26 protein-coding genes are annotated in these 25,851 nt (G+C 64.5%); 13 read left to right on the top strand and 13 right to left on the bottom strand.

The features are described 5' to 3' along the window. Positions 1-156 precede the first annotated feature (156 nt). The 3 genes from N511_RS0123325 to N511_RS0123335 are packed head-to-tail and all read left to right on the top strand — an operon-like array spanning position 157 to position 1,593. Positions 157-504, top strand: a complete 348-nt coding sequence (locus tag N511_RS0123325; RefSeq protein WP_027681460.1) for a hypothetical protein — start codon at positions 157-159, stop codon at positions 502-504. Positions 505-510: 6 nt separating this feature from the next. Further along, complete coding sequence (locus N511_RS0123330; protein WP_027681461.1) at positions 511-720, top strand: DUF1653 domain-containing protein; 210 nt, start codon at positions 511-513, stop codon at positions 718-720. Then, entirely contained in the window at positions 721-1,593 is an 873-nt protein-coding gene (locus tag N511_RS0123335; protein WP_027681462.1) for a DUF817 domain-containing protein, read from the top strand. Here N511_RS0123335 and N511_RS0123340 read toward each other — a convergent pair. The 5 genes from N511_RS0123340 to bioA all read right to left on the bottom strand — a co-directional run bounded on the left by N511_RS0123340 (position 1,562) and on the right by bioA (position 6,157). Then, positions 1,562-2,086 (bottom strand): hypothetical protein, encoded by a 525-nt coding sequence (locus N511_RS0123340; protein WP_027681463.1) that lies wholly within the window; start codon positions 2,084-2,086, stop codon positions 1,562-1,564. The two genes, N511_RS0123335 and N511_RS0123340, sit on opposite strands and share 32 nt — an antisense overlap. 165 nt (positions 2,087-2,251) lie before the next feature. Then, a complete protein-coding gene (locus N511_RS0123345; protein ID WP_027681464.1) occupies positions 2,252-2,770 on the bottom strand; it encodes a hypothetical protein in 519 nt (172 codons plus the stop codon). A gap of 37 nt (positions 2,771-2,807) precedes the next feature. Then, positions 2,808-3,515, bottom strand: coding sequence for a dethiobiotin synthase (gene bioD, locus N511_RS0123350; protein WP_027681465.1), 708 nt, complete (start codon positions 3,513-3,515; stop codon positions 2,808-2,810). 1 nt (position 3,516) lies between these two features. Then, on the bottom strand, positions 3,517-4,764 hold the full coding sequence (gene bioF / locus N511_RS0123355; protein WP_027681466.1) for an 8-amino-7-oxononanoate synthase: 1,248 nt from the start codon (positions 4,762-4,764) through the stop codon (positions 3,517-3,519). Further along, the gene (gene bioA / locus N511_RS0123360; protein ID WP_027681467.1) at positions 4,751-6,157 is read right to left on the bottom strand and encodes an adenosylmethionine--8-amino-7-oxononanoate transaminase; all 1,407 of its coding nucleotides are present in this window, start codon (positions 6,155-6,157) and stop codon (positions 4,751-4,753) included. Before bioA ends, bioF begins: the two co-directional genes overlap by 14 nt. 395 nt (positions 6,158-6,552) lie before the next feature. Here bioA and N511_RS25420 point away from each other — a divergent pair, with 395 nt between their 5' ends. Further along, positions 6,553-6,720, top strand: coding sequence for a hypothetical protein (locus tag N511_RS25420; RefSeq protein WP_197032069.1), 168 nt, complete (start codon positions 6,553-6,555; stop codon positions 6,718-6,720). Positions 6,721-6,809: 89 nt separating this feature from the next. Here N511_RS25420 and N511_RS0123370 read toward each other — a convergent pair whose 3' ends face one another. From N511_RS0123370 to N511_RS0123400, 7 genes are read right to left on the bottom strand one after another with little or no spacing between them, the layout of a single operon-like run. Beyond that, positions 6,810-7,592 (bottom strand): 1,6-dihydroxycyclohexa-2,4-diene-1-carboxylate dehydrogenase, encoded by a 783-nt coding sequence (locus N511_RS0123370; protein WP_027681468.1) that lies wholly within the window; start codon positions 7,590-7,592, stop codon positions 6,810-6,812. Beyond that, positions 7,589-8,617 (bottom strand): benzoate 1,2-dioxygenase electron transfer component BenC, encoded by a 1,029-nt coding sequence (benC, locus tag N511_RS0123375; RefSeq protein WP_027681469.1) that lies wholly within the window; start codon positions 8,615-8,617, stop codon positions 7,589-7,591. The genes N511_RS0123370 and benC overlap by 4 nt, the downstream gene beginning before the upstream one ends. A gap of 45 nt (positions 8,618-8,662) precedes the next feature. After that, positions 8,663-9,151, bottom strand: a complete 489-nt coding sequence (gene benB / locus N511_RS0123380) for a benzoate 1,2-dioxygenase small subunit (protein ID WP_027681470.1) — start codon at positions 9,149-9,151, stop codon at positions 8,663-8,665. Beyond that, positions 9,148-10,506 carry a Rieske 2Fe-2S domain-containing protein gene (locus N511_RS0123385; protein ID WP_027681471.1) on the bottom strand — a complete coding sequence of 453 codons (1,359 nt, stop codon included), beginning with the start codon at positions 10,504-10,506 and terminating at the stop codon, positions 9,148-9,150. The genes benB and N511_RS0123385 overlap by 4 nt, the downstream gene beginning before the upstream one ends. 28 nt (positions 10,507-10,534) lie before the next feature. Beyond that, the gene (gene catA / locus N511_RS0123390) at positions 10,535-11,470 is read right to left on the bottom strand and encodes a catechol 1,2-dioxygenase (RefSeq protein ID WP_027681472.1); all 936 of its coding nucleotides are present in this window, start codon (positions 11,468-11,470) and stop codon (positions 10,535-10,537) included. Positions 11,471-11,513: 43 nt separating this feature from the next. Beyond that, a complete protein-coding gene (gene catC / locus N511_RS0123395) occupies positions 11,514-11,804 on the bottom strand; it encodes a muconolactone Delta-isomerase (RefSeq protein ID WP_027681473.1) in 291 nt (96 codons plus the stop codon). A gap of 32 nt (positions 11,805-11,836) precedes the next feature. Continuing rightward, entirely contained in the window at positions 11,837-12,946 is a 1,110-nt protein-coding gene (locus N511_RS0123400) for a muconate/chloromuconate family cycloisomerase (RefSeq protein ID WP_027681474.1), read from the bottom strand. Positions 12,947-13,057: 111 nt separating this feature from the next. Here N511_RS0123400 and N511_RS0123405 point away from each other — a divergent pair, with 111 nt between their 5' ends. Beyond that, positions 13,058-13,969 carry a LysR family transcriptional regulator gene (locus tag N511_RS0123405; protein WP_024975701.1) on the top strand — a complete coding sequence of 304 codons (912 nt, stop codon included), beginning with the start codon at positions 13,058-13,060 and terminating at the stop codon, positions 13,967-13,969. A 103-nt stretch (positions 13,970-14,072) separates the two neighbouring features. After that, the gene (locus N511_RS0123410) at positions 14,073-17,108 is read left to right on the top strand and encodes a transglycosylase domain-containing protein (RefSeq protein ID WP_027681475.1); all 3,036 of its coding nucleotides are present in this window, start codon (positions 14,073-14,075) and stop codon (positions 17,106-17,108) included. A 270-nt stretch (positions 17,109-17,378) separates the two neighbouring features. Here the strand turns inward: N511_RS0123410 and N511_RS0123415 are convergent, their stop codons facing one another. Further along, complete coding sequence (locus N511_RS0123415; RefSeq protein WP_027681476.1) at positions 17,379-18,932, bottom strand: MFS transporter; 1,554 nt, start codon at positions 18,930-18,932, stop codon at positions 17,379-17,381. Between the two features lie 64 nt (positions 18,933-18,996). Here N511_RS0123415 and N511_RS0123420 point away from each other — a divergent pair, with 64 nt between their 5' ends. From N511_RS0123420 to N511_RS0123450, 7 genes are all read left to right on the top strand, one after another. After that, positions 18,997-19,962, top strand: coding sequence for a LysR family transcriptional regulator (locus N511_RS0123420; protein ID WP_027681477.1), 966 nt, complete (start codon positions 18,997-18,999; stop codon positions 19,960-19,962). 32 nt (positions 19,963-19,994) lie between these two features. Next, on the top strand, positions 19,995-20,474 hold the full coding sequence (locus tag N511_RS0123425) for a CreA family protein (RefSeq protein WP_027681478.1): 480 nt from the start codon (positions 19,995-19,997) through the stop codon (positions 20,472-20,474). A 162-nt stretch (positions 20,475-20,636) separates the two neighbouring features. Continuing rightward, positions 20,637-20,813 (top strand): hypothetical protein, encoded by a 177-nt coding sequence (locus tag N511_RS25425; RefSeq protein WP_180815273.1) that lies wholly within the window; start codon positions 20,637-20,639, stop codon positions 20,811-20,813. Positions 20,814-21,182: 369 nt separating this feature from the next. Then, complete coding sequence (locus N511_RS0123435) at positions 21,183-21,710, top strand: (2Fe-2S)-binding protein (RefSeq protein ID WP_012761956.1); 528 nt, start codon at positions 21,183-21,185, stop codon at positions 21,708-21,710. Between the two features lie 19 nt (positions 21,711-21,729). Further along, on the top strand, positions 21,730-24,108 hold the full coding sequence (locus tag N511_RS0123440; RefSeq protein ID WP_027681479.1) for a xanthine dehydrogenase family protein molybdopterin-binding subunit: 2,379 nt from the start codon (positions 21,730-21,732) through the stop codon (positions 24,106-24,108). Positions 24,109-24,123: 15 nt separating this feature from the next. After that, the gene (locus N511_RS0123445) at positions 24,124-24,930 is read left to right on the top strand and encodes an FAD binding domain-containing protein (protein WP_027681480.1); all 807 of its coding nucleotides are present in this window, start codon (positions 24,124-24,126) and stop codon (positions 24,928-24,930) included. A gap of 21 nt (positions 24,931-24,951) precedes the next feature. After that, entirely contained in the window at positions 24,952-25,848 is an 897-nt protein-coding gene (locus N511_RS0123450) for an AAA family ATPase (protein WP_027681481.1), read from the top strand. The last annotated feature ends 3 nt before the right edge of the window (positions 25,849-25,851 follow it).

Genomic DNA, 25,851 nt, shown 5'->3' on the forward strand with positions numbered 1-25,851 from the left:
GCCGCCATGGACGGTTGCGAGCCGACACGTCAAATAACATCCGGACAGATTTTCCCGACATTCTGGCCGAACGCTGAGCGACCCGCGCGAACTGGCAGGCGTGCCGCGCCGTTCGGTATGATCCACCCTCCAATCATCTGAATCAGGAAGAACATCATGGGCGAAGCCAAACGACGCGGCTCACAGGCCGACCGCATTTCTCAGGCACACGCCCGGCTGGAGGCGCTCCGCCCTGAAAAGCTTGTCTGCGGCGCCTGCCAGACCGCCTTTACCGAATTCGAAGGGATGGAGCCGCGCGACATGCCCGGCATCCACGCCATCTTCGGCGGCGAATGCCCGAACTGCGGCGAGAGCGTGATTTCCTTCAACGGCGAACCCGAAGCCGTGGCCGCCGCCATGCTGGCTTACCAGGACGCCATGGAAGACGCCAAGCTCGGCGCGCAGACGCAGGAAGGCAAGCACGTCCCCTACGTCGACGAAGAAGACAAGCCCACGCAACACTGAACCACCATGCAAGACACGTCAACGCGCCGCTACCGGCACTACAAGGGCGGCGAATACGAATGGCTGTGCGAGGCCACGTACGAACCCGATCCCGCCATCAAGATGACGGTCTATCGCGCCGCCAACGGCACGATCTGGACACGCCCATCGACGATGTTCCACGAGATGGTTGAAGTCGACGGCCGGCAGGTGCCGCGCTTTGCGCTGATCGACTGAATGCCGGCGGAAACTTTCTCCTTGCGAGCGGGCCTGCGGGCCCGTTTTACGTATTGGCGTGACCGCAGCGGCGCCTGGGCTGCGCGCCACGGCCAATTGGCTGCGGGGCTGCATGAGTTTGTCGTCTTCGGGATTAAGCAGGCGTGGGCATGCCTGTTCGGCGGGCTGATGGTCGCCCTGCTGATCGGCACGCATTTCTGGTATCCGGCCGACGCACCGATTGCCCGTTACGACGCCCTGACGATGGCCGCGGTCATCATCCAGATTGCGTTGCTGTGGCTGAAGCTGGAGACGTGGGACGAGGCCAAGGTGATCTTGATGTTCCATGTGGCCGGTACGGGCATGGAGGTGTTCAAGACGGCCGTCGGCTCGTGGATTTACCCCGAGGCGTCGGTGCTGCGCATTGGCGGCGTGCCGCTGTTCACCGGCTTCATGTACGCCTCGGTGGGCAGCTATATCGCGCGGGCGTGGCGCGAATTTGACCTGCGCTTCACGCATCATCCGCCGTTGGCGGTGACGGCCCTGCTCTCGCTCGGCATCTACGTGAATTTCTTCCTGCACCACTATTGGTGGGACTTGCGCTACGTGCTGATGGCGCTCATTGCGATGGCATTCCGGCGCTGCTGGATCCATTTCCGCATCGATCGCGTTCACCGCCGCATGCCCTTCCTGCTGGGCTTTACGCTGGTCGCCCTCTTCATCTGGCTTGCAGAAAACATCGGCACGTTCACGCGCACGTGGCTCTATCCGAACCAGCTGCAAGGCTGGGAAATGGTGTCGATCGCCAAGCTGGGCGCCTGGTTCCTCCTCACCATCATGAGCTACGTGATGGTCACGCTCGTCAACCCGCCGCGGCCCGTTTCTGACGCTTGAACCAGGCATGCTCGCCAGGCGCCCGGTCGCGTAGTTCGAAGGTGATGTGCACGCGGCGCGAAGCCTGCAGGTAGACGCCGCACGTCAGCGTCAGTGCCACGGCAACGGCCACGCCGTCGATGAAGGTGGAGCGTGCCCCTGGAATGCCGCCCGCCATCAGCATTAGACCAATCAGCGGCGGCAGCAGCGCCATGTGCACGAGCATGGCCGGGCGGAATGCGCTGTCGTGCGTGGTGGCCAGCACCAGCACCGTCACGCTGGAAATCAGATACAGCAACGTGGTGAGGTTGATGGCCCCGCTGCCCGGCGCGTTGGCATCAAACAGGTCGGCGCCGGCCAGTTGCAGCGCATCCATCGACAGCCCCTGCCAGAACACCCACGTTGGCCCCGCGATGGCAATGGCCAGCACCCACGGCAGCCATCCGGCAATGCCGTACAGCGGATGTTGACCCGCTGCGATCGGGTCGATGTCGACCCAGCGATGCGTCAGCATGATGCACCCCCAACAATGCGCGTCCGTTCTGATGACGGTTGCTCTCGGCAAGCGCCGGCGGCGTCTGCCTCCCCTGCTCTCTAGCTTAGGTCGCCGCGCAAGGCGCGCAATGCAGGAGGAACCCTGAGCGCACAATCGGATTGCGCTACCTCAACTGCCGGCCAACTAGCGTCGGAACAGCCGGGGGCGGTCCGGATCGTAAAGCGGGTCGGGCGTGATCTGCGTCAGTTGCAGGACGCCAGCGGGGTCGAAGTAGAAATGCATCAGCGACGGCCAGACGTCGTCCGCCTTGAAGCGGTACGACCAGACCAGCCGTTCCATGCGTGGGAAATACGCGGTCTCGACCGGCTGGCCGAAATGCCGCAGCACGTCGTCGCGGGTCCAGACGCCGATCTTGGCCTGGGCAAATTCGAGACTGCTCAGGACTTGCTTGAAAGCGACGAGCTTGCCGCCGGCATCAAAGTCGGCCGCGTAGGTGAACTGGCCGTACGGTTTGGTCGGATAGAGCCAGCGGGTGCCGCCATCGAGCGGATACGTTTCGCGCGGCGGCCCGAACTGCGCCTGCACGGCGGGCTCGTCGGCGCCGACCAGTCGCTGCCCCTTGGTGACGGGGGACTCCAAGGCCGCACATCCCGCCGTCGCTGCCACCACAATCGCTACCGCCAGCCAACGCATCGCCCGCATCACAATCGTCCCTGTTGCACTGAGTGAAGCGCGTAGTTTACCGCCGCGTTTCGGCCGGGCGCGCGAGTAGCGGCGCGATGTCGACGTGGGCCGCGGCGAGCCGTGCATCGGCGTGCGGCAATCGCGGAATCGTGCCCAGATGCGGTGCGTTGATCCACCGGCGCAGGGTGGCGACATTGTCGTCAAGCCCCGCCATGGACGCGTCAACCACGTTGCCGACCCAGCCGGTCAGATGCAGCCCGCGCGCGGCAATCGCCTCGGCAGTGAGTGCGGCGTGATTCAAGCAGCCCAGGCGCAAGCCCACAACCAGCACCACCGGCAAGCCCAACGCCACGGCCATCTCGGCCGTATCAAAGTTGTCCGACAGCGGCACGCGGAAACCACCGACGCCCTCCACCACGACGGCATCCGCCAACGACCTGGCGTGCGCAACCGCATCGAGAATCGGCGGCAGCGTGATCGTCACGCCTTCGCGCGCGGCAGCCAGATGCGGAGACATCGGCGCATCGAGCAGCCATGGGCAAACGGTGTCGAGCGGCAGATCCACCGATGCCGCGGCGCGCAGTTGCTCGACGTCTTCATTGGTGCGCGTGGGCGCGCCCGCCAGCGTGCCTGCCGCAATCGGCTTGAGGCCCGCGGCACGGTAGCCGGCGTCCGCCAGCTTGGTCAGCAGCGCCGCGCTGACGAGCGTCTTGCCGATCTCCGTATCGGTGCCGGTGACAAAGCAATCGAAGCGTGCGGGCATGTCAGGCTGCCTTGGCGGGCTGGAGGGATTGGCCGGCCGCTTCCAGCGCCTGCGCCAGACGCTCGATGTCGGCATCGGTATGTGCCGCCGACAGCGTGATGCGCAGGCGTGCCGTTCCGGCCGGCACCGTCGGCGGGCGGATCGCGGCGATGCGGATGCCTTCGCGTTCGAGCGCAGCGGCCAGTTCAAGCGCGGGTGCGTTCTCTCCAATCACGATCGGCTGGATGGCCGTCGGCGACGGCATCCACCGCCAGCCGAAGCGTGCAGCCAACCGCTGCGCGTGCGAAGTCCACACGGCGATGTGGCGGTCAAGGCGGGCACGACGTTCCGCGCCCTCCTCGCTTGCAATCAGGTCCAGCGCGGCTTCCACGGCAGAGGCGATGCCCGGCGGCGTGGCCGTGGTGAAGATGTACGTCCGTGCGCGCTGCACCAGCCAGTCAATCACCAGCCGATGTCCGACAATGGCCGCGCCCGAGCCGCCGGCCGCCTTGCCGAACGTGCCGACATAGATGATGCGCTGCGAGCGCAGCCCGAAGTGCGACAGCACACCCGCGCCGTTCTCGCCCAGCACGCCAAGGCCATGGGCGTCGTCCACGATCAGCCAGGCGTCGTAGCGTTCGGCCAGCGCAAGCAGTTCGGGCAGCGGCGCGATGTCGCCATCCATGCTGAACACGCCATCCGTGACGATCAGCTTGTTGCGACTGGTGCTCGCGGCCAGAAGCGCTTCCAGCGCAGCGAGGTCGACGTGCGGATAGACCTTGATCGGCGCCCGCGACAACCGCGCACCGTCGATGAGCGAGGCGTGGTTCAGCGCGTCGGAAAAGATCGTGCAATCCTCCGCCGGGCGGATGCCGCCGGCCTGCGCCATGGCACTCACCACGGCCAGATTGGCCATGTAGCCGGTGCAGAAGAACAGCGCGTCCGCCTCGGGAATGTGCGCGGCTTGCAGCGCCGCCATGCGTGCTTCCAGCCGCGCGTGCGCGATTGAATGGCCGCTGACAAGGTGCGATGCGCCGCTGCCAAAGCCATATTGCTGGGTAGCCTGCGTCATTGCCTCGGCCAAGGCGGGATGCGCTGCCAGGCCGAGATAATCGTTGCCGCAAAAGCCCAGAATGTCGCGCGGCTCTTCGCCGGGCACGCTGATGCGTTGGCTGCGGTCGGTCGGGCTGTACGCGGTGCGGCGCACGCGGCGCAGGTGCGCGGCGTCAATGGCGTCGAGGCCGGCCTGCAGGTCGTCAAGCAATCGCATAGGTGTGTCCTTCAGTTTCGCCCGTGGCTTGGGCGAGCGTGTCTTCAAGCGTCTGCAGCGTGCGCTCGACCAGCGTGTCGGTCTCTTCGTCGCTCAGCACATACGGCGGCAGCAAATAGACGGTGTTGCCGATGGGACGCAGCAGCAGCCCGTGCGTGCGCGCCGTCAGCGCAAAGCGTTCGGCAAAGCGTGCACCGGCCACGTCGGGGTGCACGTCGAAGGCGGTAATCATCCCGGTCTGCCGCAGATGGGCGAATCGCGCATCGTGCGACAGCGGCGCCAGCCCCTGGGCGATGCGTGCCGCGGTCACGCGATTGCGCGCAAAGACATCTTCTTCAGCAAACAGATCGAGCGTGGCGAGGGCCGCGCGGCACGCGAGCGGATTGCCCGTATACGAATGCGAATGGAGGAAGCTGCGCACCGGCGCATCGTCGTTGAAGGCGTCGTAGATGGCATCGCGTGACAGCACGATCGACAGCGGCAGATAACCGCCGCTGATGCCCTTTGAGAGGCACAACAAGTCCGGCCACACGCCAGCCTGCTCGCATGCGAAGAACGTACCGGTGCGGCCGCAGCCGACGGCAATTTCATCCGCAATCCAGTGCACGCCAAATTCGTCGCACAGCGCACGCACGCCGCGCAGATAGCTCACGTCGTGCATGGCCATGCCGGCCGCGCATTGCACCAGCGGTTCGATGATGACGGCGGCGATGGTGCCGGCGTGGGTGCTTAGGCAATCGCGCAGTGCGGCCAGCGCGCGTTCGGCTACGTCGGCGGCGGTTTCGCCTGGGCCGGCCAGACGCGCGTCTGGGGACGGCACGCGATGCGATTGCAGAATCAGGGGGTCGTACGCATCGCGGAAGATCGCCACGTCGGTCACGCCCAGCGCACCGAGCGTTTCACCGTGGTAGCCGTGTTCCAGGCAGACGAATCGGCTGCGTGCGCCCTGCCCTGCATTGCGATGGGCGTGAAAGCTCATCTTCAGCGCGATTTCCACGGCAGAAGCGCCGTCGGAGCCGAAGAAGCTGTGGCCCAGCACGCCGCCCGTCAGCTCGATCAGGCGCTCGGCCAGTTCCACGGCCGGGCGGTGCGTCGCGCCCGCCAGCATGACGTGCTCCAGTGAATCGAGCTGCGTCTTCAGCGCCGCGTTGATGTGCGGATTCGCATGGCCGAACAGGTTGACCCACCAGGAGCTGGTGCCGTCCAGGTAGCGCTTGCCGTCAAAGTCGATCAGCCACGGCCCCTGACCGCGCGCGATCGGCAGCGGCGGCATGGCATCGAGCCGCGCATTTTGCGTGCACGGATGCCAGACGGCCGCGCGGCTGCGCGCCTGCCACGCCGTGTTGGCGCTGGGCGCGCCGTCGGCCGGCACCGGGATTGGGGGATACGCCATACGAGGCCTCCTCGGAACAGAAGCAGAAGCGGGGGATTCGGCGGCGTATGGTAGAGGGCATGTGGATCAAACAACAAGCCCGCACGTTGAAAGAAAATGGCGACATATAGACGAATAATGGGCGAGGAAGCGCACTTCTTCTTGGGATTTTCCACCTCCTGCTCGGAACGTGCCGCTAAAAAATCTTTTCCAGCGCAGAAAAATATGCCCCAAAAGTCACATAACGAGTCGTTCGATTTCGCCTGGGCCGGGCGCGGAGCGGGCGCCAAGCGCACCGATTATTTACATTGAGTGATATTGAGAATGGACCGCAGGTTTGCTTTGCCTCATTGCTCAGCCCTAGGGATAACCCTATACTCGGGAAAACCCTAGATCACGCACTGAGAGAGAACATCATGGTCCAGCAAGCCTATTTCACCCCCAAGTTCGCCGGCGAAATCCAAGTTCAAGCCGCCAACCGCACATCGCTGCTGCGCGCGGTCATCAATTTCCTCCGTAACGGTTGGGACGACAACCTCGCGTACGCAGAGGTGGTTGGCAAGTCCGGTTCGTACCTGGGCTGAACGGCGCGGCCGAATGTTCGGCTATCCCGCGAAGGCATAAAAAAACGGCGCATCGGCGCCGTTTTTGTTTGGGGAGCCGGGTGGTGCGCTCAGCCCAGATCCCCGCCACCCACCGGCAACACCGTCCCGGTGATGTACGACGCGTCGTCCGACGCCAGAAACAGAATCGCCTTTACCTGCTCGTCTATCGTGCCGTAGCGGCGCATCAGGCTGCTGGCAATGGTCTGGTCGACGATGCCCTGATACCAAACTGCTTCCTGCTCCGACATGGGCGCCGTGTTGCGCGGGATCTTCCGCGGCGGCGCTTCGGTGCCGCCCGTGGCGACGGCGTTGACGCGAATGTTGTCCTGCGCGTGCTCCATGGCGAGGCTGGCCGTCAATGCGTTCACGCCGCCCTTGGCTGCCGAATACGGAATCCGATAGATACCGCGCGTGGCAATCGACGACACGTTGACGATCACGCCCTGCCGGCGCTCCACCATGTGCGGCAGCACGGCGCGGCAACACCACAGCGTGGGAAACAACGAGCGGCGGATCTCCGCTTCGATTTGCGCTTCTTCATAGTGCTGATACGGCTTCGCCCAGATCGTGCCGCCGACGTTGTTGATGAGCACGTCGATGCGGCCGAAGGCATCCAGCGCAGTTTGTACGGCATGTTGAGCGCCGGCGTAGGTTTCAAGATCCGCCGTGGTGGCGTGGGCTTGGCCGCCCGCTGCAGCAATCTCGGCCTGCACTTCGTAGACCAGCTCGGCCCGGTCCACCAGCAGCACCTGGGCACCCTCTTCTGCCGCAGCCAATGCCACGCCGCGCCCGATACCTTGCGCTGCCCCCGTCACGACGACGGTTTTGCCTGAGAATCGTTGCATGCTCATGCCGCCTTCGCCTCTGGTACTGCATTGGGCGTGAACTTCTCGTAGTAGAAGCTGCTCGGCTTTACGCCTTCGTCGTCAAAGTACTTGCGCACCGCATCGACCATCGGCGGCGGCCCGCACAGATAGACGTCGACGTCGCCATCGTTCAGCGCATCGGCCGGCACGTGCTGCGTCACCCAGCCCTTGCGCGGATGATTCGACGCGGCGTCGGCGACGACCGTGGCGTAGCTGAAGTTCGGCAGCCGCGCTGCATAGGCATCGATCGCATCGACCTGCACCAGGTCGAGGTCACGCGTCACGCCATAAATCAGGTGCACCTTCTGCTGCGAGTTGACGCGCGCCAGCACTTCAAGCATCGACAGGAACGGCGCCAGCCCCGTGCCGCCGGCAAGGAACAACAGCGGCCGCTGCACATCGCGCAGATAGAAACTGCCCAGCGGGCCGTGCAGGTTGAGCTTGTCACCGGGTTGTGCGGTTTCGAGCCAGCGGCTCATCACGCCGTCGGGAATTTTCTTGATGAGGAAGCTGATCTTCGACTCGCCCGGCGCGGATGAGAACGAATACGAACGGTGCTGCCCGCTGCCCGGTACGCCGATGTTGACGTACTGGCCCGGCAGAAACACCGGCGCCTCGGCATCCACGTCCAGTTCCAGAACGACCGCTGCATCGTTGTGCAGCTCGACGTTCGACACCGTTGCGGCGAAAGCGCTCTGCCCCGTTTTGCAGGCCGTCGACGAGGTCGGCACCGCGATCACGCAATCGCTGTGCGGCACCATCTGGCACGTCAGGACGAGGCCGGTGTTTTTCTCGTCTTCGCTCAGGGCGTCGTCAATGTAATCGTCACCGAGGTCGTAGCTTCCGCTTTCGGCGCGGCACTTGCAGGTTCCGCACACACCGTCGGAGCAATCCATCGGCAGGTTGATCTTGGCGCGGAAGGCGGCATCGAGCACCTTCTCGCCCGCTTTGCAATCGATGAAACGGGTCACCCCGTCCTCGAAATTCAGTGCGACTGTGAAACTGGACATGGAATACCTCCGCTGCCTCTTGCGTGTCCTATACGGGTGTGCGCATCAGACGTGATAGACGTCGAGCACCTGCCGGATGTAGTCGTTCTTCAGGACGATCTTCTTGGATGCGATCAGGAAGCCGTCGCCCGCGCGGCGCAGGGTAACGAACATCGTGCCGAAGAAGTGGTCGGTGGTTTTGTACCGGTGGCTGAGCGTGTGGAAGTTGTAGCGCACGTCGACTTCATCGCCGCGTTCGGCCAGGACTTCGACATTGGCGACGGTGTGGCTCGTTCGCGGCTCGGGTGTGGAGGCCCCGCTGCGCTCGGTCTTGATGCGGAAGACGCGATCCTCCAGCCCGCAGCGATTGGCGTAGTACATCAAGGAAATCTGGCTCTGCGGATCGTCGGTCAGCTGGTCGTCGTCATCCCAGGCGGGCATCCAGTACGTGACGTCTTCGGCGTAGCAGTCGAGCCACGCGTCCCACTGCCGATCGTCCAGCAGGCGCGCCTCGCGGTACAGGGCGGCGCAGATGTTCTGGTAATCCGCGCTCATGCCGGCACTCCTTCGCATTCGTGCTTGAGCGCCTCACGCATGATGCGCACCCAGTATTCGTGCTGGCAGACGAACAGGCCTTCGTCTTCGCTGCGCTCGCCAGAGATGAGGGGCTTCAATCCCATCTTCGTTGCATTCTCGTCGGGGCCGTGCACCCACAGCGGCGCCCCGCGTGACAGGTCGTTCCACAGCGCAGTCGTGCCGGCGTAGCCGTTTTGGCAGGCGCGGAATTCCTCCAGGTCGTCGGCGGTGCCCATGCCGGTGACGTTGAAGAAATCCTCGTACTGGCGGATGCGCGTTGCGCGGTCCGTTGCGCTTTCGCCCTTCGGCGCGAAACAGAAGATCGAGACCTCGGTCTTGTCGACGCTGATCGGCCGTACCACGCGAATCTGCGTGCTGAACTGATCCATCAGGAACACGTTCGGATACAGGCACAGGTTGCGCGTCTGGTTGACGATGAAATCGGTCTGGGTTTCACCCACGCGCGCCTTGATTTCGTCACGGTGCGCATAGACGGGTCGCACTTCCGGGTTCATCGTCTGCGTCCACAGCAGGATGTGGCCATGCTCGAAGCCATAGACGCCCGCCACCGACCTGCTCCAGCTGTTTGCATCCACGGCCTGCGTGCCGCCTTCCTTGCGTCGCCCCATCGTGGCGGCGTAGTTCCAGTGCACGGTGCTGACGTGGTAGCCGTCGCAGCCGTTTTCCATCTGCATCTTCCAGTTGCCGTCATAGACGTAGGAAGAATTGCCGCGCAGCACTTCCAGGCCTTCGGGTGCCTGGTCGACGATCTGGTCGATGATCACGCGCGCTTCGCCAAGGTACGCCTCGAGCGGCTGCACATCGGCGTTGAGGCTGCCGAACAGGAAGCCGCGATAGCTCTCGAACCGCGCAACCTTCTTGAGATCGTGCGAGCCATGCGTGTTGAATTGCACCGGATACTCGGTGGTCTTTTCGTCCTTCACTTTCAGCAGCTTGCCGGTGTTGGAGAACGTCCAACCGTGGAACGGACACGTGAAGCTGCCCTTGTTGCCGTGCTTGCGGCGGCACAGCATCGCACCCTTGTGCGCGCACGCATTGATGACCGCGTGCAGCTCGCCGGTCTTGTCGCGCGTGATGACGATCGGCTGGCGGCCAATCCACGTGGTGTAGTAGTCGTTGTTGTTTGGAATCTGGCTTTCGTGCGCCAGATACACCCAGTTGTTCTCGAAGATGTGCTTCATCTCCAGCGCGAACAGATCGGGGTGGGTGAAGATGTCGCGGCGGCAGCGGTAAATGCCGGCCGCTTCGTCATCCACCACGGCGGTTGACAGCAGTTGGTCCAGTTCGCGGGCTTTGTCGATCAAGGCGGACATGGTCGTCTCCACGGTGAGGCAGTCGGCCTCAGGCCTCGGCCGAAGCGCGCAGACGATTCACGCGCTGGTTGTCCTTGCCCTGAACCAGCGGCGTGAGCACGAAGTTGAATTCGATGTCCTTGTACGCATCGGCTTTCAGGCCGAGCGCGCTCCCGCCGGTTTTTTCCACCACGTGCGGAATCAGCTCTTCGCGGGTGGCATAGGCGAAGTCGTCCCAGATCAGCGGATCGCCTTCGATGTTGAATTGCGTCGTCAGCTTGCGGTGGCCGTCGCTCGTGACGAAGAAGTGCACATGCGCCGGCCGGTTGCCGTGGCGGGCAAGGCCGTTCAGCAGTTGCTGCGTGGCACCTTGCGGCGGGCAGCCGTAGCCGACGGGCATGAGCGTGCGGAATTCATATTGGCCATCGGCACCGGTCCTGACGGCACCCCGCAGGTTGAACGCGGTCTGCGCGCCGGTCGGGTCGAAATGCGAATAGAAGCCGTTCGAATTCGCGTGCCAGCACTCGACCACGGCGCCGGCCACCGGCTTGCCGTCCGGGCCCGTCACCGTGCCGTGAATGACGAGCGGGCCTGCCGCTGGGTCCGGATCGATGTCGATCCTGGACACGCCATCGCGCACCGTTGTGCCGGCAACGTACAAGGGCCCTTCAATCGTGCGCGGCGTACCGCCGTTGATGCCCAGCGCCGCATCCGCAGCATCCATGCGGATGTCGAGGTACTTCTCCAGGCCCACGCCGGCCGCCAGCAATGCCGCTTCCCCGTCCTGCCCGAGCTTGTTCAGGTAGTTGATGCCGGCCCAGACCTCGTCCGGCGTGATGTCGAGGTCGTCGATGGCCTTGAACAGGTCGGCCAGCAGCCGATGGGTGACCTGCTTCAGGCGGGGGTTGCCGTCCTTGCCGTCCAGGTTGGTGGCGGCCTTCAGCAGGTCCTGCACTTCTTTTGTTTGGAATACGCGTGCGGTCATGATGGGTGTCTCCTCGTGGTTTTCTGGGGGGATGTGGAATGTCTCAGGCATCGTCGCCATGAACTGACGACGGGTGACGGCACAGCGGCGTCACGGCGATCTGCATGTACGGAAACAGCGGCAGCGCCGTCAGGATGTCGTGCAGTTCTGCATTGCTCTGCACGTCGAAGATGCTGACGTTCGCATACTCGCCAACCAGGCGCCAGATGTGGCGCCACTTGCCGCTGCGCTGCAGATCCTGCGAATAGGCCTTCTCGCGCGCCTTGATCTCGTTGGCGACATCGGCGGGCATGTCGGCCGGCAGGCGAACATCCATGCGGACGTGGAACAGCATCGTGGTCTCCTTTGGTCTCGTTCGTTTTGGATTTATTGCCGGCGCAGGCGTGCCAGCTTGTCTTGATCGATGTCGATGCCCAGCCCCGGGCGGGTCGGCACCTGCAACATGAAGTCGCGGTACTGCAGCGGTTCGGTCAGCAGTTCTTGCGTGAGCAACAACGGGCCGAACAGCTCGGTGCCGAACTGCAGCTCGCCAAAGGTGGAAAACACATGGGCCGATGCGGCCGTGCCGACCGCGCCTTCGAGCATCGTCCCGCCGTACAGGCCGATGCCCGCCAGCTGCGCGATGGCTGCCACCTGCATCGCCGCCACAAGGCCGCCGGATTGCGCGATCTTCACGGCGAAGACATCGGCACTGGCACAGCACGCCAGCTCAAACGCGTCGAGCGGACCGTGCAGGGCTTCGTCGGCCATCATCGGCACCGCGAACTGGCGGGCCAGGCGCTCCAGCGCGGCGCGGTTTTCTGCGCGCACCGGTTGTTCGATCAGGTCGACGCCACCGGCTTGCAACGCGGCGATGCCATTGGCTGCGTCCAGTTCGCTCCAGGCCTGGTTGACGTCCACGCGCACACTCACGGCGTCGCCCAGCGCGCGCTTGATGGCCAATACGTGGGCCACATCGTCTGCCACCGGGCGCAGGCCGATCTTCAGCTTGAAGATGCGATGGCGGCGCTCGGCGAGCATCGCTTCTGCCTCGGCAATGTCCTTGCGGGTGTCGCCGCTGGCGAGCGTCCAGGCCACCGGCAGCGCATCGCGCAGGCGGCCGCCCAGCAGCTCCGACAGCGGCACGCCGAGCCGGCGGGCCTGCGCATCGAGCAGCGCCGTTTCCAGCGCGCACTTGGCAAAGCGGTTGCCCTGGATGGTCTTGCGCACGCGTGCCATGGCAGCCGCCACATTGCGCGCCTCCATGCCGATCAGCAGCGGCGCAATGTGCGTGTCGATGTTGACCTTGATGCTTTCGGGGCTCTCCTCGCCGTAGTTGAGGCCGCCAATGGTGGTGGCCTCGCCCCAGCCTTCGATACCGTCTTCGCAGCGCACCTGCACGAGGACGAGCGTCTGCGTGTGCATGGTGGCGACGGACAGCTTGTGCGGACGGATGGTGGGCACATCCACTAGAATGGCCTCGATCGAGCGAATCATGTTTTCCAGGTATCAGAAGAACAGCTATCAACGTGGAAACCAGATTACGCAGCCCGATTTACTGCGTCCAACACCGATTTAGTATCAGTTTCATACCTGAAAGGTATAAAAATGGAGCTGCGTCACCTGCGCTATTTCGTTGCCGTTGCTGAAGAGCTGAACTTCACGCGCGCCGCAGAACGGCTGCACATCGCGCAGCCGCCGCTCTCGCGGCAGATTCAGCAGTTGGAAGAGGAAGTGGGCGTGCTGCTGTTCGAGCGCGGCAGCCGCCCCCTCAAGTTGACCGAAGCGGGCCGCTTTTTTCACGCGCATGCGCGGCAATTGCTGGCGCAGACGGCAGAACTTGCGTCGATGACGCAACGCGTCGGCCAGATCGAGCGACGCATGTCGGTCGGCTTCGTGGCTTCAACGCTGTACGGGATGTTGCCGAAGGTCATCCGGCGCTTTCGGGCGGAGTACCCGATGGTCGATCTGACGATGCACGAAATGACGACGATGGACCAGATCCAGGCGCTCAAGGACGGCCGCATCGACGTCGGTTTCGGCCGCATCCGTTACGAAGACCCGAACGTGCGGCGGATCCTCCTGCGTGATGAACGACTGATCGTCGCGCTGCCCTCAGGCCATGCGCTGCTGGACGGCAGGACAACCGCCTCGCTGCGTGACCTTGTCGGCGACACGCTGATCATTTACCCGCGCACACCGCGCCCGAGTTATGCGGACCAGGTGCTCGCCCTCTTCCACGATCGCGCGCTGGAACCCAGCAAGATTTACGAGGCACGGGAATTGCAAATCGCCTTGGGGCTGGTGGCTGCGGGCGAAGGCGTATCGGTGGTGCCGCGCAGTGTGGCGGGCCTGCGGCGCGAAGATGTCTGCTACATGGAACTCGACGATCCGCAATTGGTCTCGCCCATCATCTTCAGCACGCGCCTGCTCGACGAGTCTGAAGACATCCGCGCCATGCTGGCGCTGACGTATCGGTTGTACGACGAGCAGAAGATTCCGTATTACGCACCCTCGTAAGGCTTGCAACGGCGGCCCCAAAGTTACAAGCCGCTGGACACGACGGCCGCATGGGCTAGATTGAAGCAAGGCGCCCGTTCGCCTGCGATTGGAGCGCAAGCGAGTGAAAAGAATACGCCGCCCCATCATCATCAAGTTGGCCCTCGTCGTGGCGCTGGTGCTTGCGGTGGCCGCCTTGCTTGTCGCTCACGAATTCCGCACCTCCGCCTGGCAGGCCCGCTACTTCGCGCACCTGGCGCAATCGCAAACCTTTCCCGTCAAGCCGGGGCCGAACACGTCGGCCCGCTATCCGAACTCCGGCCCTTACGACGAGCGGCTCGGCTATCACGACCTCCCCACGTTTCTGGACCGCCTGCGCTCGCGCGGCTACATCGTCGCGCAGCAGGCCGTGCCATCCAAAGAGATGGTCGCGCGCATGGACAGCGGCATGAACCCGCCCTATCGCGAGAAGGACCAGGCCGGCCTGGAGCTGCTCGACGACGACGGCCGCCCGATCTACCGCGTGCGACACCCTGAACGCGTATATGACAGTTTTGCGTCGGTGCCGCCGCTGCTGGTGAACTCGCTGCTGGCGATTGAAAACCGCACGCTGCTGCAGACCGAGTACCCGAAGCGCAATCCGGCCGTGGAGTGGTCGCGCCTCGCGCGTGCGGTGTGGGACCGCGCCCTGCATGTCGTCAATCCGGCGCATGAATCGCCCGGCGGCAGCACGCTCGCCACGCAGATCGAAAAGTATCGCCACTCGCCCGAAGGCCGCACCGAATCGCCCAGCGAAAAGCTGCGTCAGATGTTCTCCGCATCTGCCCGCGCCTACCTGAACGGCGAAGACACCACTGCCGCCCGCCATCAACTCGCGGTCGATTACCTGAACACCGTTCCGCTGGGCGCGCGCGCCGGCTTTGGCGAGATTCAGGGCATTGGCGATGCGCTGTGGGTCTGGTACGGGCGCGACTTCGCCCAGGTGAATGCGCTGCTCGCGGCTCAATCGACGGCGCCCCTCCCAGACCGTGCGCTGGCTTACAAGGAGGCGTTGAGCCTGCTCGTCTCGCAGCGGCGGCCTTCGTATTACCTCGAGAATCTCGATGAACTGGAAACGTTGACCAACGCCTACCTGCGTGTGCTGGCGGCCTCCGGCGTGATCCCGCCCGCGCTGCGCGATGCGGCGATTGCGCAATCGCTCAAGCAGCAGGCGCTGAACACGCGCGTGCCGCCTCCGCCGCTGGAGCACAAAGGCACAAACGCCGTACGCGTGAATCTGGCGGGCATGCTCGGCATCTCGCGCATGTATGCGCTCGACCGGCTCGACCTGACCGCCAGCAGCACGCTCGATGCGCCGTTGCAGCGCGATGTTTCCGCCGAACTGCGCAAGCTGCGCGACCCGGCCAACGCCAAGGCCGCCGGCCTCGTCGGCGACATGATGCTGGAGCGCGGCGACCCGCGCGGCGTGACCTACAGCTTCACGCTCTACGAACGCGCGCCGGGTGGCAACCGCGTGCTGGTGCAAGCCGATACGTTCGACAAGCCCTTCGACATCAACGAAGGCGTCAAGCTCGATCTGGGCTCCACGGCCAAGCTGCGCACGCTCGTGACGTATCTGCAGATCGTGGCCGAGTTGCACAAGCGCTACGCCGATCAACCTGTGGCGGCGCTGCGCAAGGTCAATATTCCCGTGCAGAACCCGATCGAGCGCTGGGCCGTCGATTACCTCGCCCACACGCAAGACCGCTCGCTCGCGGCGATGCTCGATGCATCGATGGAGCGCAAATACTCCGGCAACGCCGGCGAGTGGTTTGCCACCGGCGGCGGCATGCAGAGTTTCGAAAACTTCGAGAAATGGGAAGGCACTCAAAACTTCACGGTGCGCGAGGGGCTCAAGCACTCCGTCAACCTCGTCTTCGTCCGGATCATGCGCGACATCTCGCGCTACTTTCAGCACCAGTTGCCCAATGCCGGCGCCGAGGCGCTGACCAATCCGGAGTCTCCGCAGCGGCAGATTTACCTGCGGCGCTTTGCCGATCGCGAAGGCAAGCTCTTCATGGGCCGTTTCTACGCCAAGTACAAAGGCAAGACCGACCAGGAGCGCGAAGCCATCCTGGTGCAAAGCACGCGCGCGACGCCGGTGCGGCTGGCCACGATCTATCGCAGCATCGACCCCGAAGCCGGCCCCGGCAAACTCGCCGCGTTCATCCGCAGCTACCTGCCCGGCGCAAAGCTGGATGAGGCGGAACTCACCAACCTGTATGAGAAGTATTCCGTCCAGCGCTTCGATCTTGCCGACCGCGGCTACATCGCCAAGCTGCATCCGCTGGAGCTGTGGCTGGTGGCGTATCTGCGCACCCATCCGCAAGCCACGCTCGCGCAGGTGAACGAGGCCAGCGCCGATGAGCGCTTGTCCGTCTACAAATGGCTGCTGCAATCGCACCGCAAGGGCGCGCAAGACAAGCGCATCAAGCAGATGCTGGAGATCGAAGCGTTCCAGCAGATTCACGCCATGTGGAAGCGGCTGGGGTATCCGTTCGAATCGCTGGTGCCGTCATACGGAACCGCCATCGGCGCGTCGGCAGACCGGCCGGCATCGCTGGCGGAGCTGATGGGCATCATCGAAAACGACGGCATCCGCCTGCCCAGCGTGCGCATCGACCGTCTGCGCTTTGCCGCCAACACCCCTTACGAAGTCATGCTCTGCCGCGATCCCAACGCCGGAGAACGCGTGCTGCCGCCCGAGATTCCGCCCCTGGTCAAATCCGCGCTGGCCGGCGTCGTCGAAGGCGGCACCGCCAAGCGCATCTCCGGCACGTTCGTCCAGAAGGACGGCAAACCCATCGCCATCGGCGGCAAAACCGGCACCGGCGACAACCGCTTCAAAACCTTCAGCCGCGGCGGCGGCCTCATCTCAGAACGGGTCGTCAGCCGCTCTGGCGCCTTCGTCTTCTACCTGGGAGACCGCTACTTCGGCACCGTCGTCGCCTACGTGGCCGGCGCCGACGCCGCCAAATACAAATTCACCAGCGCACTGACCGTTCAAGTGCTCAAGGTCCTGGCCCCCACGCTGATGAACCACCTGGACCTGCAAGACGAGGCGCCCGCCTTCAACTGCAAGATGCCGCAAGCCACAGCGCCGGAACAGAAGCTGGATTGAGCCAAGCCTGCACAACAGACGGCGACAACGCAGGCCGCCAGACGGTGTGGCCGTACCCTGCCCTAGATGGCGCCTTGAATTTCTGTTGCAGGGAGGAAAAAGGAAGGAGGCCTGTCTGAGCGCAGCGAGTTTGCCTCCTTCCCCTCCCTGCGACATAAATTCAAGGGGAAGTCGCCATCTCGGGCGCGCCTTTCTTTGCTTACCTTTCTTTGGCAAGACAAAGAAAGTAAGTCGTCCCGCCAGGGACGAAACACCCGGCCCACAGCACTCTCACCGCAATGACCGCTGCAACCAAATCCCCCCCGCACACCCCAACGCCACCACCGCGCCCCAGGCAAACAAATCCCCCACCGCCAACAACGTGGCCTGCCGATCAATCTCCGCCGAAATCCGAATCAACTCAGAACCCTGCAACGCATGCGGCCACTGCCAGGCCGGCGTCAGCGCGCTCACATGCCCGACCAGGTCGGTGCGGTGCTGCGCCTGCCCGCGCTGCAGCAACAACGTCGCCCCCATCGTCCCAAAGGCCTGCGCCCAGGCTCGCATGATTCCCTTGAACTGATAGGCATGGCCAAAATCCTTGGCCGGCAGATCCACGTAAGTCAGCCCCGCCACCTGGATCACCACGAACATCCCGACCATGCCTTCGATCATGAACCCCGGCGCTACCGCCGCCACCGACGCGCCCGGCATGGCCACATGCGACATCCACAGCAGCGCAGTCGCCATCAGCACAAAACCGATGGAAATCAACACGCGCTTGGTCGGCAGCACATTGGTCAGCTGAAAGTTCAGGATGCCTAGCGCCACCGTCACCAAGCCGCCCAGGCTCATCAGCTGCGCGGTGGTTTCGTAGCGAAAGCCCAGACCGTTCTGCAGCAGGCTCGACGAGAGAAAGCCCCAGGCGCTCGCAAACATGTAATAGATGGCGTAGAACACCATGCCCATCAGGAAGCGCCGCTGCAGCGTGGCCCGCAAGTCCACCCACGGCAACGGATGGCCCGTCTGGCGAATGCCGACCCAGAGGATGAGCGCCACCACCGCAATGATCGGCACCACCTGCGCGGGAGAACCGTCGGGGTGAATGAACCGCGCCTGCTGAAAGCCGTGCAGCGCAATCAGCGCCGCCAGCCCAAACGCGATGGCCGAGGGCCAGTCGAGCGAGGCGAAATCGCCCTTGCGCTCGTGCATCTGCGGATGCGGATAGAACGCCGCCACCAGCCCACACACCACCACGGCCACCAGCAACTGCGCGACGAAGATGGCGCGCCAGCCGAATTGTTCGGTGAGCGCCGCCGACAGCATCGGCGACACGCAACTCAGCCCGAAGATGCCGTAGATCATGCCCTTCATCATCGTCCGGCGTTCGTGCGCGGGGCTGTGCTGCACAAAGATGCGTGAAGTCGACAACATCGGGCCGCCGCCGAACCCCTGCACCGCCCGGCCGACAATCAGCATCGTGCCGCCCTCGGCCGCGGCGCACATCAGCGTGCCGGCAATGAACACCAGCAGCGACAGCAGCGTGTGCCTGCGATACGTCATGTGATCGGCCAGCCGGCCCATCACCAGAATCGCCAGGCTGGCCGCGGCCGCATACGCCGTCACGGCCCAGAGATACACATCCTGCGACGCCAGCACCCCACCTTCGATATGCGGTCCGGCAATCGAAAACATCAGGTTGGACATGTAGTCCACGCCCGTCGCCAGGCCGATCACCATGCCCACCATGCGCAGTTCCATCCGGCTGCCGACGGTCGACTCGGCAGCGGGTTTGCGTGGTGCAGGCGGTGGAGAAACCGTGTGGTCTGTGCTTGGCGTGTTCATGCAGGGATGGTAATTTGCCGCGAAACCGGCGGAAATCGCCTGCCAACAAATTCATTGTTCAATTATGCGAACGACCGACTGGAACGACTGGGACACTTTTTGCACCGTGGCCACGCTCGGCAGCTTCACGCGCGCGGCCGATCGGCTGGGGTTGCCCAAGTCGTCGGTCAGCACAGCGGTGTCGCGGTTGGAAGGCAAGATGGGCGTACGCCTGTTCGAGCGCAGCACGCGCCGCCTGCGCCTGACCGACGCCGGCGAAGCCCTGCTGCGCGACGCCGGACCATTGTTCCAGCGGCTGCGCGAAGTTTCGGAAGACGCCGCAGCGACGTTCCAGTCGCCCGCCGGCACATTGCGCATCGCCATGCCCTACGAATTCGCCGCCCGGCAGCTCGCCGAAGTGGTGCTGGAAGTCATGCGCGAGCACACCAGCCTGCGCATCGAAGTGGACGTTGCGCCGCGTCAGATCGACCCGCTCGCCCAGGGCTACGACATCATGCTGACCGTGCCGCGCGGGCCGCTGCCTGATTCCGGCCTCGTCGCCCAGCGCGTCTTCGATCTGCGCCGCGCGGTGGTCGTCGCCCCACAATTGCTGGAACGCCTCGGGCCGCTGACGCACCCAGATCAGCTCGCCGACTGGCCCTGCCTCGGCACCTCCAACGAAGCCGAATGGCAGTTCCGCACGCCCGGCGGCGAAACGATCAACCTGCCGCTCGACTTCCGCATGCGCACCTCCAATAGCGAATTGCGCATGCAGGCCGCCATTGCCGGCCTGGGCGTTGCGCGCATCACGTCCGTGTTCGCAACCGAGCTGATCGCTTCGGGCACGCTGCAAGAGGTGCTGACCGATTTCCAATCTCCGCCGATGCGCGTGTATGCCGTCTTCCCGGGCCGTCGCCTGATGCCCGCCAAGGTCAAGGTTTTCATGGATGCCCTGCACCGCCGCATAGAGCATTCCCGCCAGCACACCGACATGCGGCCCACCTTCGTAGACGAGGCCGCGGCATCCTGGCCGCCCGAATCGCTGCTCTGACTGACAAACCCTCTTTTTACCAACGCAAAGCCATGCGCCCGTTCACCAAATTCCCCCTCTTGATTGCCGCGCTCGCTCTGAGCACTGTCGGATGCTCCCGCGCCGAGGACATCGGCAGCGTCAGCACCAATTTCCGCATCACCGGCTCCGACAAGATCGTCATCGAAGCCTTTGACGACCCGCTCGTGCAGGGCGTGACCTGCTATGTCTCGCGGGCCCGCACCGGCGGCATCAAGGGGACGCTGGGCGTGGCCGAAGACGTGAGCGAGGCCGCGGTGGCCTGCCGACAGGTCGGCGAGATCAGCTTCGCCAAGCCGCTGCCCCAGCAGGACGACATGTTCACGCAGCGCTTGTCGCTCGTCTTCAAGACGCTGCACGTGGTGCGCACGGTCGACCGCAAACGCAATGTGCTGGTCTATCTGACGTATTCGGACAAGGTCATTTCGGGCAGCCCGAAGAACAGCGTGACGGCGGTGCCGATCCCGGCCAGCCAGCCCATTCCAGTCAAATAAGCGATGTCCGCACCACATTGGTGCGGCGCAACGCAAGCGTGGTGGCGGAGCAACGGGAGACGGCGCAAAAGGGGTGCATACGTAAGCCTACGTATGGTGCATTGCATCATCTGGTGTATAGTCAGGGTATTCCCTAACCGGGATTTCCCTAAGAGGCCAATCATGCAAAACACGAACGACCTGAAGCTGACCGATCAACTCGAACGCGAACTGATCGAGCGCGAAATGTCCGAAGGTATCTACTACTATCGCCGTCCGAGCGGCCAATCGTTCTCGTTCGCCCAGTTCTTCTCGGCAATCGCGAACCTGTTCGGCACGCAACGCACCGCCAAGGCCTAACCCGCCGCGCTATTGTCGATGGGCGTGTGCCCAAGCTAGCTGTATATAGCAATCGTAGTTTCAGTAGCACCGTGCGCCGGCCGTGTGTCATCACACCCGCCGCCACACCCGCCAGGTCATGACCGCCTGGTGCCAATCGAGGGCCGGATTCCGGCCCTTTGTCATTTCTGCGGCATTTGTATGGGTTGTTGCATGCCGCAGCATCGCCCTGACGCCTCCGACGCTCTGGCCGCCCAGCGGTTGTCTTCTGTTTAGCCTGTGCTTTACTGAGTAAAGCCGCGACCACCGATATCCAGACCACGCGCACGTCTTCACAGCCAGGGAGACGCACAGCATGGCACCCGGCGCCCATCCCCCAAGGAGACTCCCATGGCGATCAGCCTCAAGCTGTCGGTCAACGGTGCGCCTGTCACCGTCAGTGTCGAACCCCATACCCTGCTGGTCCAATTGCTGCGCGAGCACCTTCGCCTCACCGGCACGCACGTCGGCTGCGATACCGCGCAATGCGGTGCGTGCACGGTGCACATGAACGGGCGCGCAGTGAAGTCGTGCAACATCCTGGCCGTGCAGGCCGATGGCGCCGAGGTGACGACCATCGAAGGCCTGTCGAAAGATGGTGCGCTGCACCCGATGCAGGAAGCCTTTCGCCAATGCCACGGCCTGCAATGCGGCTTCTGCACGCCCGGCATGGTGATGGCGGCGACGGCGTTGGTTGCGCAGCATCCGCATCCCGATGAACACACGGTGCGCGAGCAGCTCGACGGCAATCTCTGCCGCTGCACGGGTTATCACAACATCGTGCGCGCCGTCATGCATGGTGCCGAAGCCATGGCCGCAGCCGAAGGCGACGATGCCTCGCTGCAGAGCCTGGCCGCGGCGCGGGCCCACGCCGCCTGACCCACGCGAGGAGACCACCATGAACGCTCCCGCAGAACCCAACAACCACCTGATCGGCGCGGCCGTCAAGCGCAAGGAAGACTTCCGCTTCCTGACGGGCGCCGGGCAGTACACGGACGACGTTGTCCAGGCGCACCAGTCCTACGCGGTGTTCCTGCGCTCGCCGTATGCGCACGCCCGCATCAAGCACATCAATGCGGAGGCGGCACGCAATCATCCGGGCGTGCTGGCCGTGCTCACGGGCGACGACCTCGCTGCCGACAAGGTGAACGGCCTGCCGTGCGGCTGGCTCATCCACAGCATTGACGGCACGCCGATGAAGGAGCCGCCCCACCCCGTGCTCGCGCAAGGCAAGGTGCGCCACGTGGGCGACCAGGTCGCGCTGGTGGTGGCTGAATCGGTGAAGATCGCCAAAGATGCGGTCGAGATGATCGACGTCGAATACGACGAACTGCGCGCCGTGGTCGACACCGCCACCGCCGATACCGCCGGCACCGCCGTCCACGACGACGTGCCCAACAACACCTGCTACACCTGGGGCCACGGCGACAAGGCCGCCACCGATGCGGCGTTTGCCAAGGCCGCGCACGTGACGCAGCTCGACATCGTCAACAACCGGCTGATCCCGAATGCGATCGAGCCGCGCGCCGTCAACGCCAGCTATTCGCGCCAGGACGACAGCTACACGCTCTACGTTGCCAACCAGAACCCGCACGTCGAACGCCTGCTGATGTCGGCATTCGTGCTGGGGCTGACCGAAGCCAAGGTGCGCGTGATTGCGCCGGATGTGGGCGGCGGGTTCGGCTCGAAGATCTTCCTGTACCCGGAAGACGTGGCGCTCACGTGGGCATCGAAAAAGGTCGGCCGACCGATCAAGTGGACGGCCGAGCGCTCCGAATCCTTCCTGACCGATGCGCATGGCCGCGACCACGTCACGCATGCGGAACTGGCGCTCGATGCGCAGGGCAATTTCCTCGCCATGCGCGTGCATACGACGGCCAACATGGGCGCGTATCTGTCGACGTTTGCCAGCAGCGTGCCGACCATCCTGTATGCAACGTTGCTGGCCGGCCAGTACAAGACGCCAGCCATCTATGCCGAGGTGAAAGCGGTCTTCACGAACACCGCGCCCGTCGATGCGTATCGTGGCGCCGGGCGGCCGGAAGCAACGTATGTGGTCGAACGGCTCGTTGAAACCGCTGCGCGCGAATTGCAGATCGACCCGGCTGAACTGCGCCGCCGCAACTTCATCCGCACGTTCCCGTATGCCACGCCGGTGGGCCTGACGTATGACACGGGCGACTACGAGCCGTGCCTGGACCGCGCCATCGAGCTGGCTGACGTGAAAGGCTTTGCCGCCCGACGCGATGCCTCCCGCGCCAAGGGCCGGCTGCGCGGCATGGGCTATTCCTGCTACATCGAGGCCTGTGGGCTCGCGCCGTCGAACATCGCGGGGGCATTGGGCGCGCGGGCCGGCCTGTTTGAAGCCGGCGAAATTCGCGTGCACCCGACCGGCTCCGTCACCGTCTTCACCGGCTCGCACAGCCACGGCCAGGGCCACGAGACGACGTTCGCGCAAGTGGTGGCCGATCGCCTGGGCGTGCCCATCGACAACATCGAGATCGTGCACGGCGACACCGGCCGCATTCCGTTCGGCATGGGCACGTACGGCTCGCGCTCGATTGCCGTGGGCGGCTCGGCCATCATGAAGGCGCTCGACAAGATCGAGGCCAAGGCCAAGAAGATTGCCGCGCATCTGCTGGAGGCATCGGCGGAAGACATCGAGTTCAAGGATGGCGTCTTCCGCGTGGCCGGCACCGACCGCACCAAGACGTTTGGCGAAGTCGCGCTCACGGCGTACGTGCCGCACAACTATCCGCTCGACAAACTCGAACCCGGGCTGGACGAAAACGCTTTCTACGATCCGACCAACTTCACCTACCCGGCCGGCGCGTACATCTGCGAGGTGGAAGTCGACCCCGACACCGGCGAGGTGCACATCGACCGTTTCGTTGCCGTGGATGACTTCGGCAACATCATCAATCCGATGATCGTCGAGGGCCAGGTGCATGGCGGGCTTGGTCAGGGGATCGGCCAGGCGCTGCTCGAAGCGTGCGTATACGACGAAAACGGCCAGCTGCTGACCGGCTCGTACATGGACTACGCCATGCCGCGCGCCAACGACCTGCCCAGCTTCACCGTGGAAACCGCCAAGGGCACGCCGTGCACGCACAACCCGCTCGGCGTCAAAGGCTGCGGTGAGGCGGGCGCGATCGGCTCGCCGCCGGCGCTGATCAACGCCATCGTCGACGCGCTTGCGCCGCTGGGCGTGAAAGACATCCAGATGCCCGCGACGCCGCACCGCGTCTGGCAGACCATTCAAGCGGCCAAGGCCTAGGCAGAGGAGCGAACCATGTACGACTTCGAGTACCAGAAAGCCACCGACGCCCAGACCGCCGTCACCGCGCTCAAGACGCACACCGACGCCAAGTACCTCGGCGGCGGCCAGAGCCTGCTGGCGGCGATGAAGCTGCGGTTGGCGCAGCCGTCAACGCTGGTGGATGTCACGCGCATTCCGGGCATGTCAGGCATTCGCACGCAGCCGGGCGTGATTACGGTGGGCGCAGCCACACGCCATGCCGATGTGGCCGACAGCGCCGAGATCGCCCGCATGCTGCCCGCGCTGGGCGAACTGGCCAGCGGCATCGGCGACAAGCAGGTGCGCGCCATGGGCACGCTCGGCGGGTCACTTGCCAACAACGACCCGGCCGCGTGCTACCCGGCCGCTGTGCTCGGCCTGAACGCCACCGTCGTCACCGAGCGGCGCAACATCGCGGCGGACGATTTCTTCCTTGGCATGTATGAGACCGCGCTGGCTGCAGATGAACTCATCACCGAGGTGCAGTTTCCGGTGCCGGACCAGGCGGCCTACGTGAAATTCCGCAACCCCGCGTCGCGCTTTGCGCTGGTGGGCGTGTTCATCAGCCGCAAGGGCAACAACGTGCGCGTGGCGGTGACGGGCGCGGCGCCGTGCGTGTTCCGTTGCACGCCGCTGGAGCTGGCGCTGGCGGCCAGCTTTACATCGGAAGCGGCGCGCAAGGTGGTGGTGCCGGCCGACGATCTGGTGGGCGATCTGCATGCCTCGCCGGAATATCGGGCGCACCTCATTCCGGTATTGACGGCGCGCGCGGTTGAGCAGGCGTTGGCGCACCATCATTGAGCGCACCGCCCAAGGAACGGCATGCCGGTCGATTCCATCGACGACTGCATCGCGCAACTGCAAGGTCAGGGCTATTTCGCCGGCCGCGAGCTGGCCACGGCCTTGTTCCTCGCGCTGCGCATGCAGCGGCCGCTGTTTCTGGAGGGCGAGCCCGGCGTCGGCAAGACGGAGCTGGCGAAGGCGGCGGCGGGGCTGCTCGGCACGTCGCTGCTGCGGCTGCAGTGCTACGAGGGGCTCGACACCGCCAGCGCGCTCTACGAATGGGACTACCCGCGCCAGATCATGGCGCTGCGCCTGGCCGAGGCCGCCGGTGAGAAGCCCCGCGCCGACACCCTCTACCGCGACGAATTTCTCCTCAAGCGGCCGCTGCTGCAGGCGCTGCTGCCCGACCTACTCCATCCCGACACACCGCGCGTTCTCTTGATCGACGAGATCGACCGCGCCGACGAGCCGTTCGAGGCGTTTCTGCTGGAACTGCTGTCCGACTTTCAGGTGTCGATTCCCGAATTCGGCACGGTGCGCGCGCAGGTGATTCCGCTGGTCATCATGACGTCCAACCGCACGCGGGAGGTGCACGACGCGCTCAAGCGGCGCTGCCTGTATCAATGGATCGGCTATCCCGACAAGGCGCGGGAGCTGCAGATCGTGGCGCAGCGCGCCCCCGAAACCGCCGCCCGCCTGCAACAGCGCGCCGTCGATTTCGTGCACCGCCTGCGCGGCATCGACCTGTTCAAGGCGCCGGGCATTGCCGAGGCCATCGACTGGTGCCGTGCATTGGCGGCGTTGAACGTGACGGAGCTGGATCCGCAGTCCGTGCAGGACACGCTGGGCGTGCTGCTCAAATACCAGGACGACCTGGCCCGCGTGGATAGGCCGACCATCGAGCAACTGCTGGCCGCCCCCGCGCTGCCGGAGTAACGC

It is taken from the genome of Ralstonia sp. UNC404CL21Col (assembly GCF_000620465.1).
In the GTDB taxonomy this organism is placed as follows: domain Bacteria; phylum Pseudomonadota; class Gammaproteobacteria; order Burkholderiales; family Burkholderiaceae; genus Ralstonia; species Ralstonia flatus.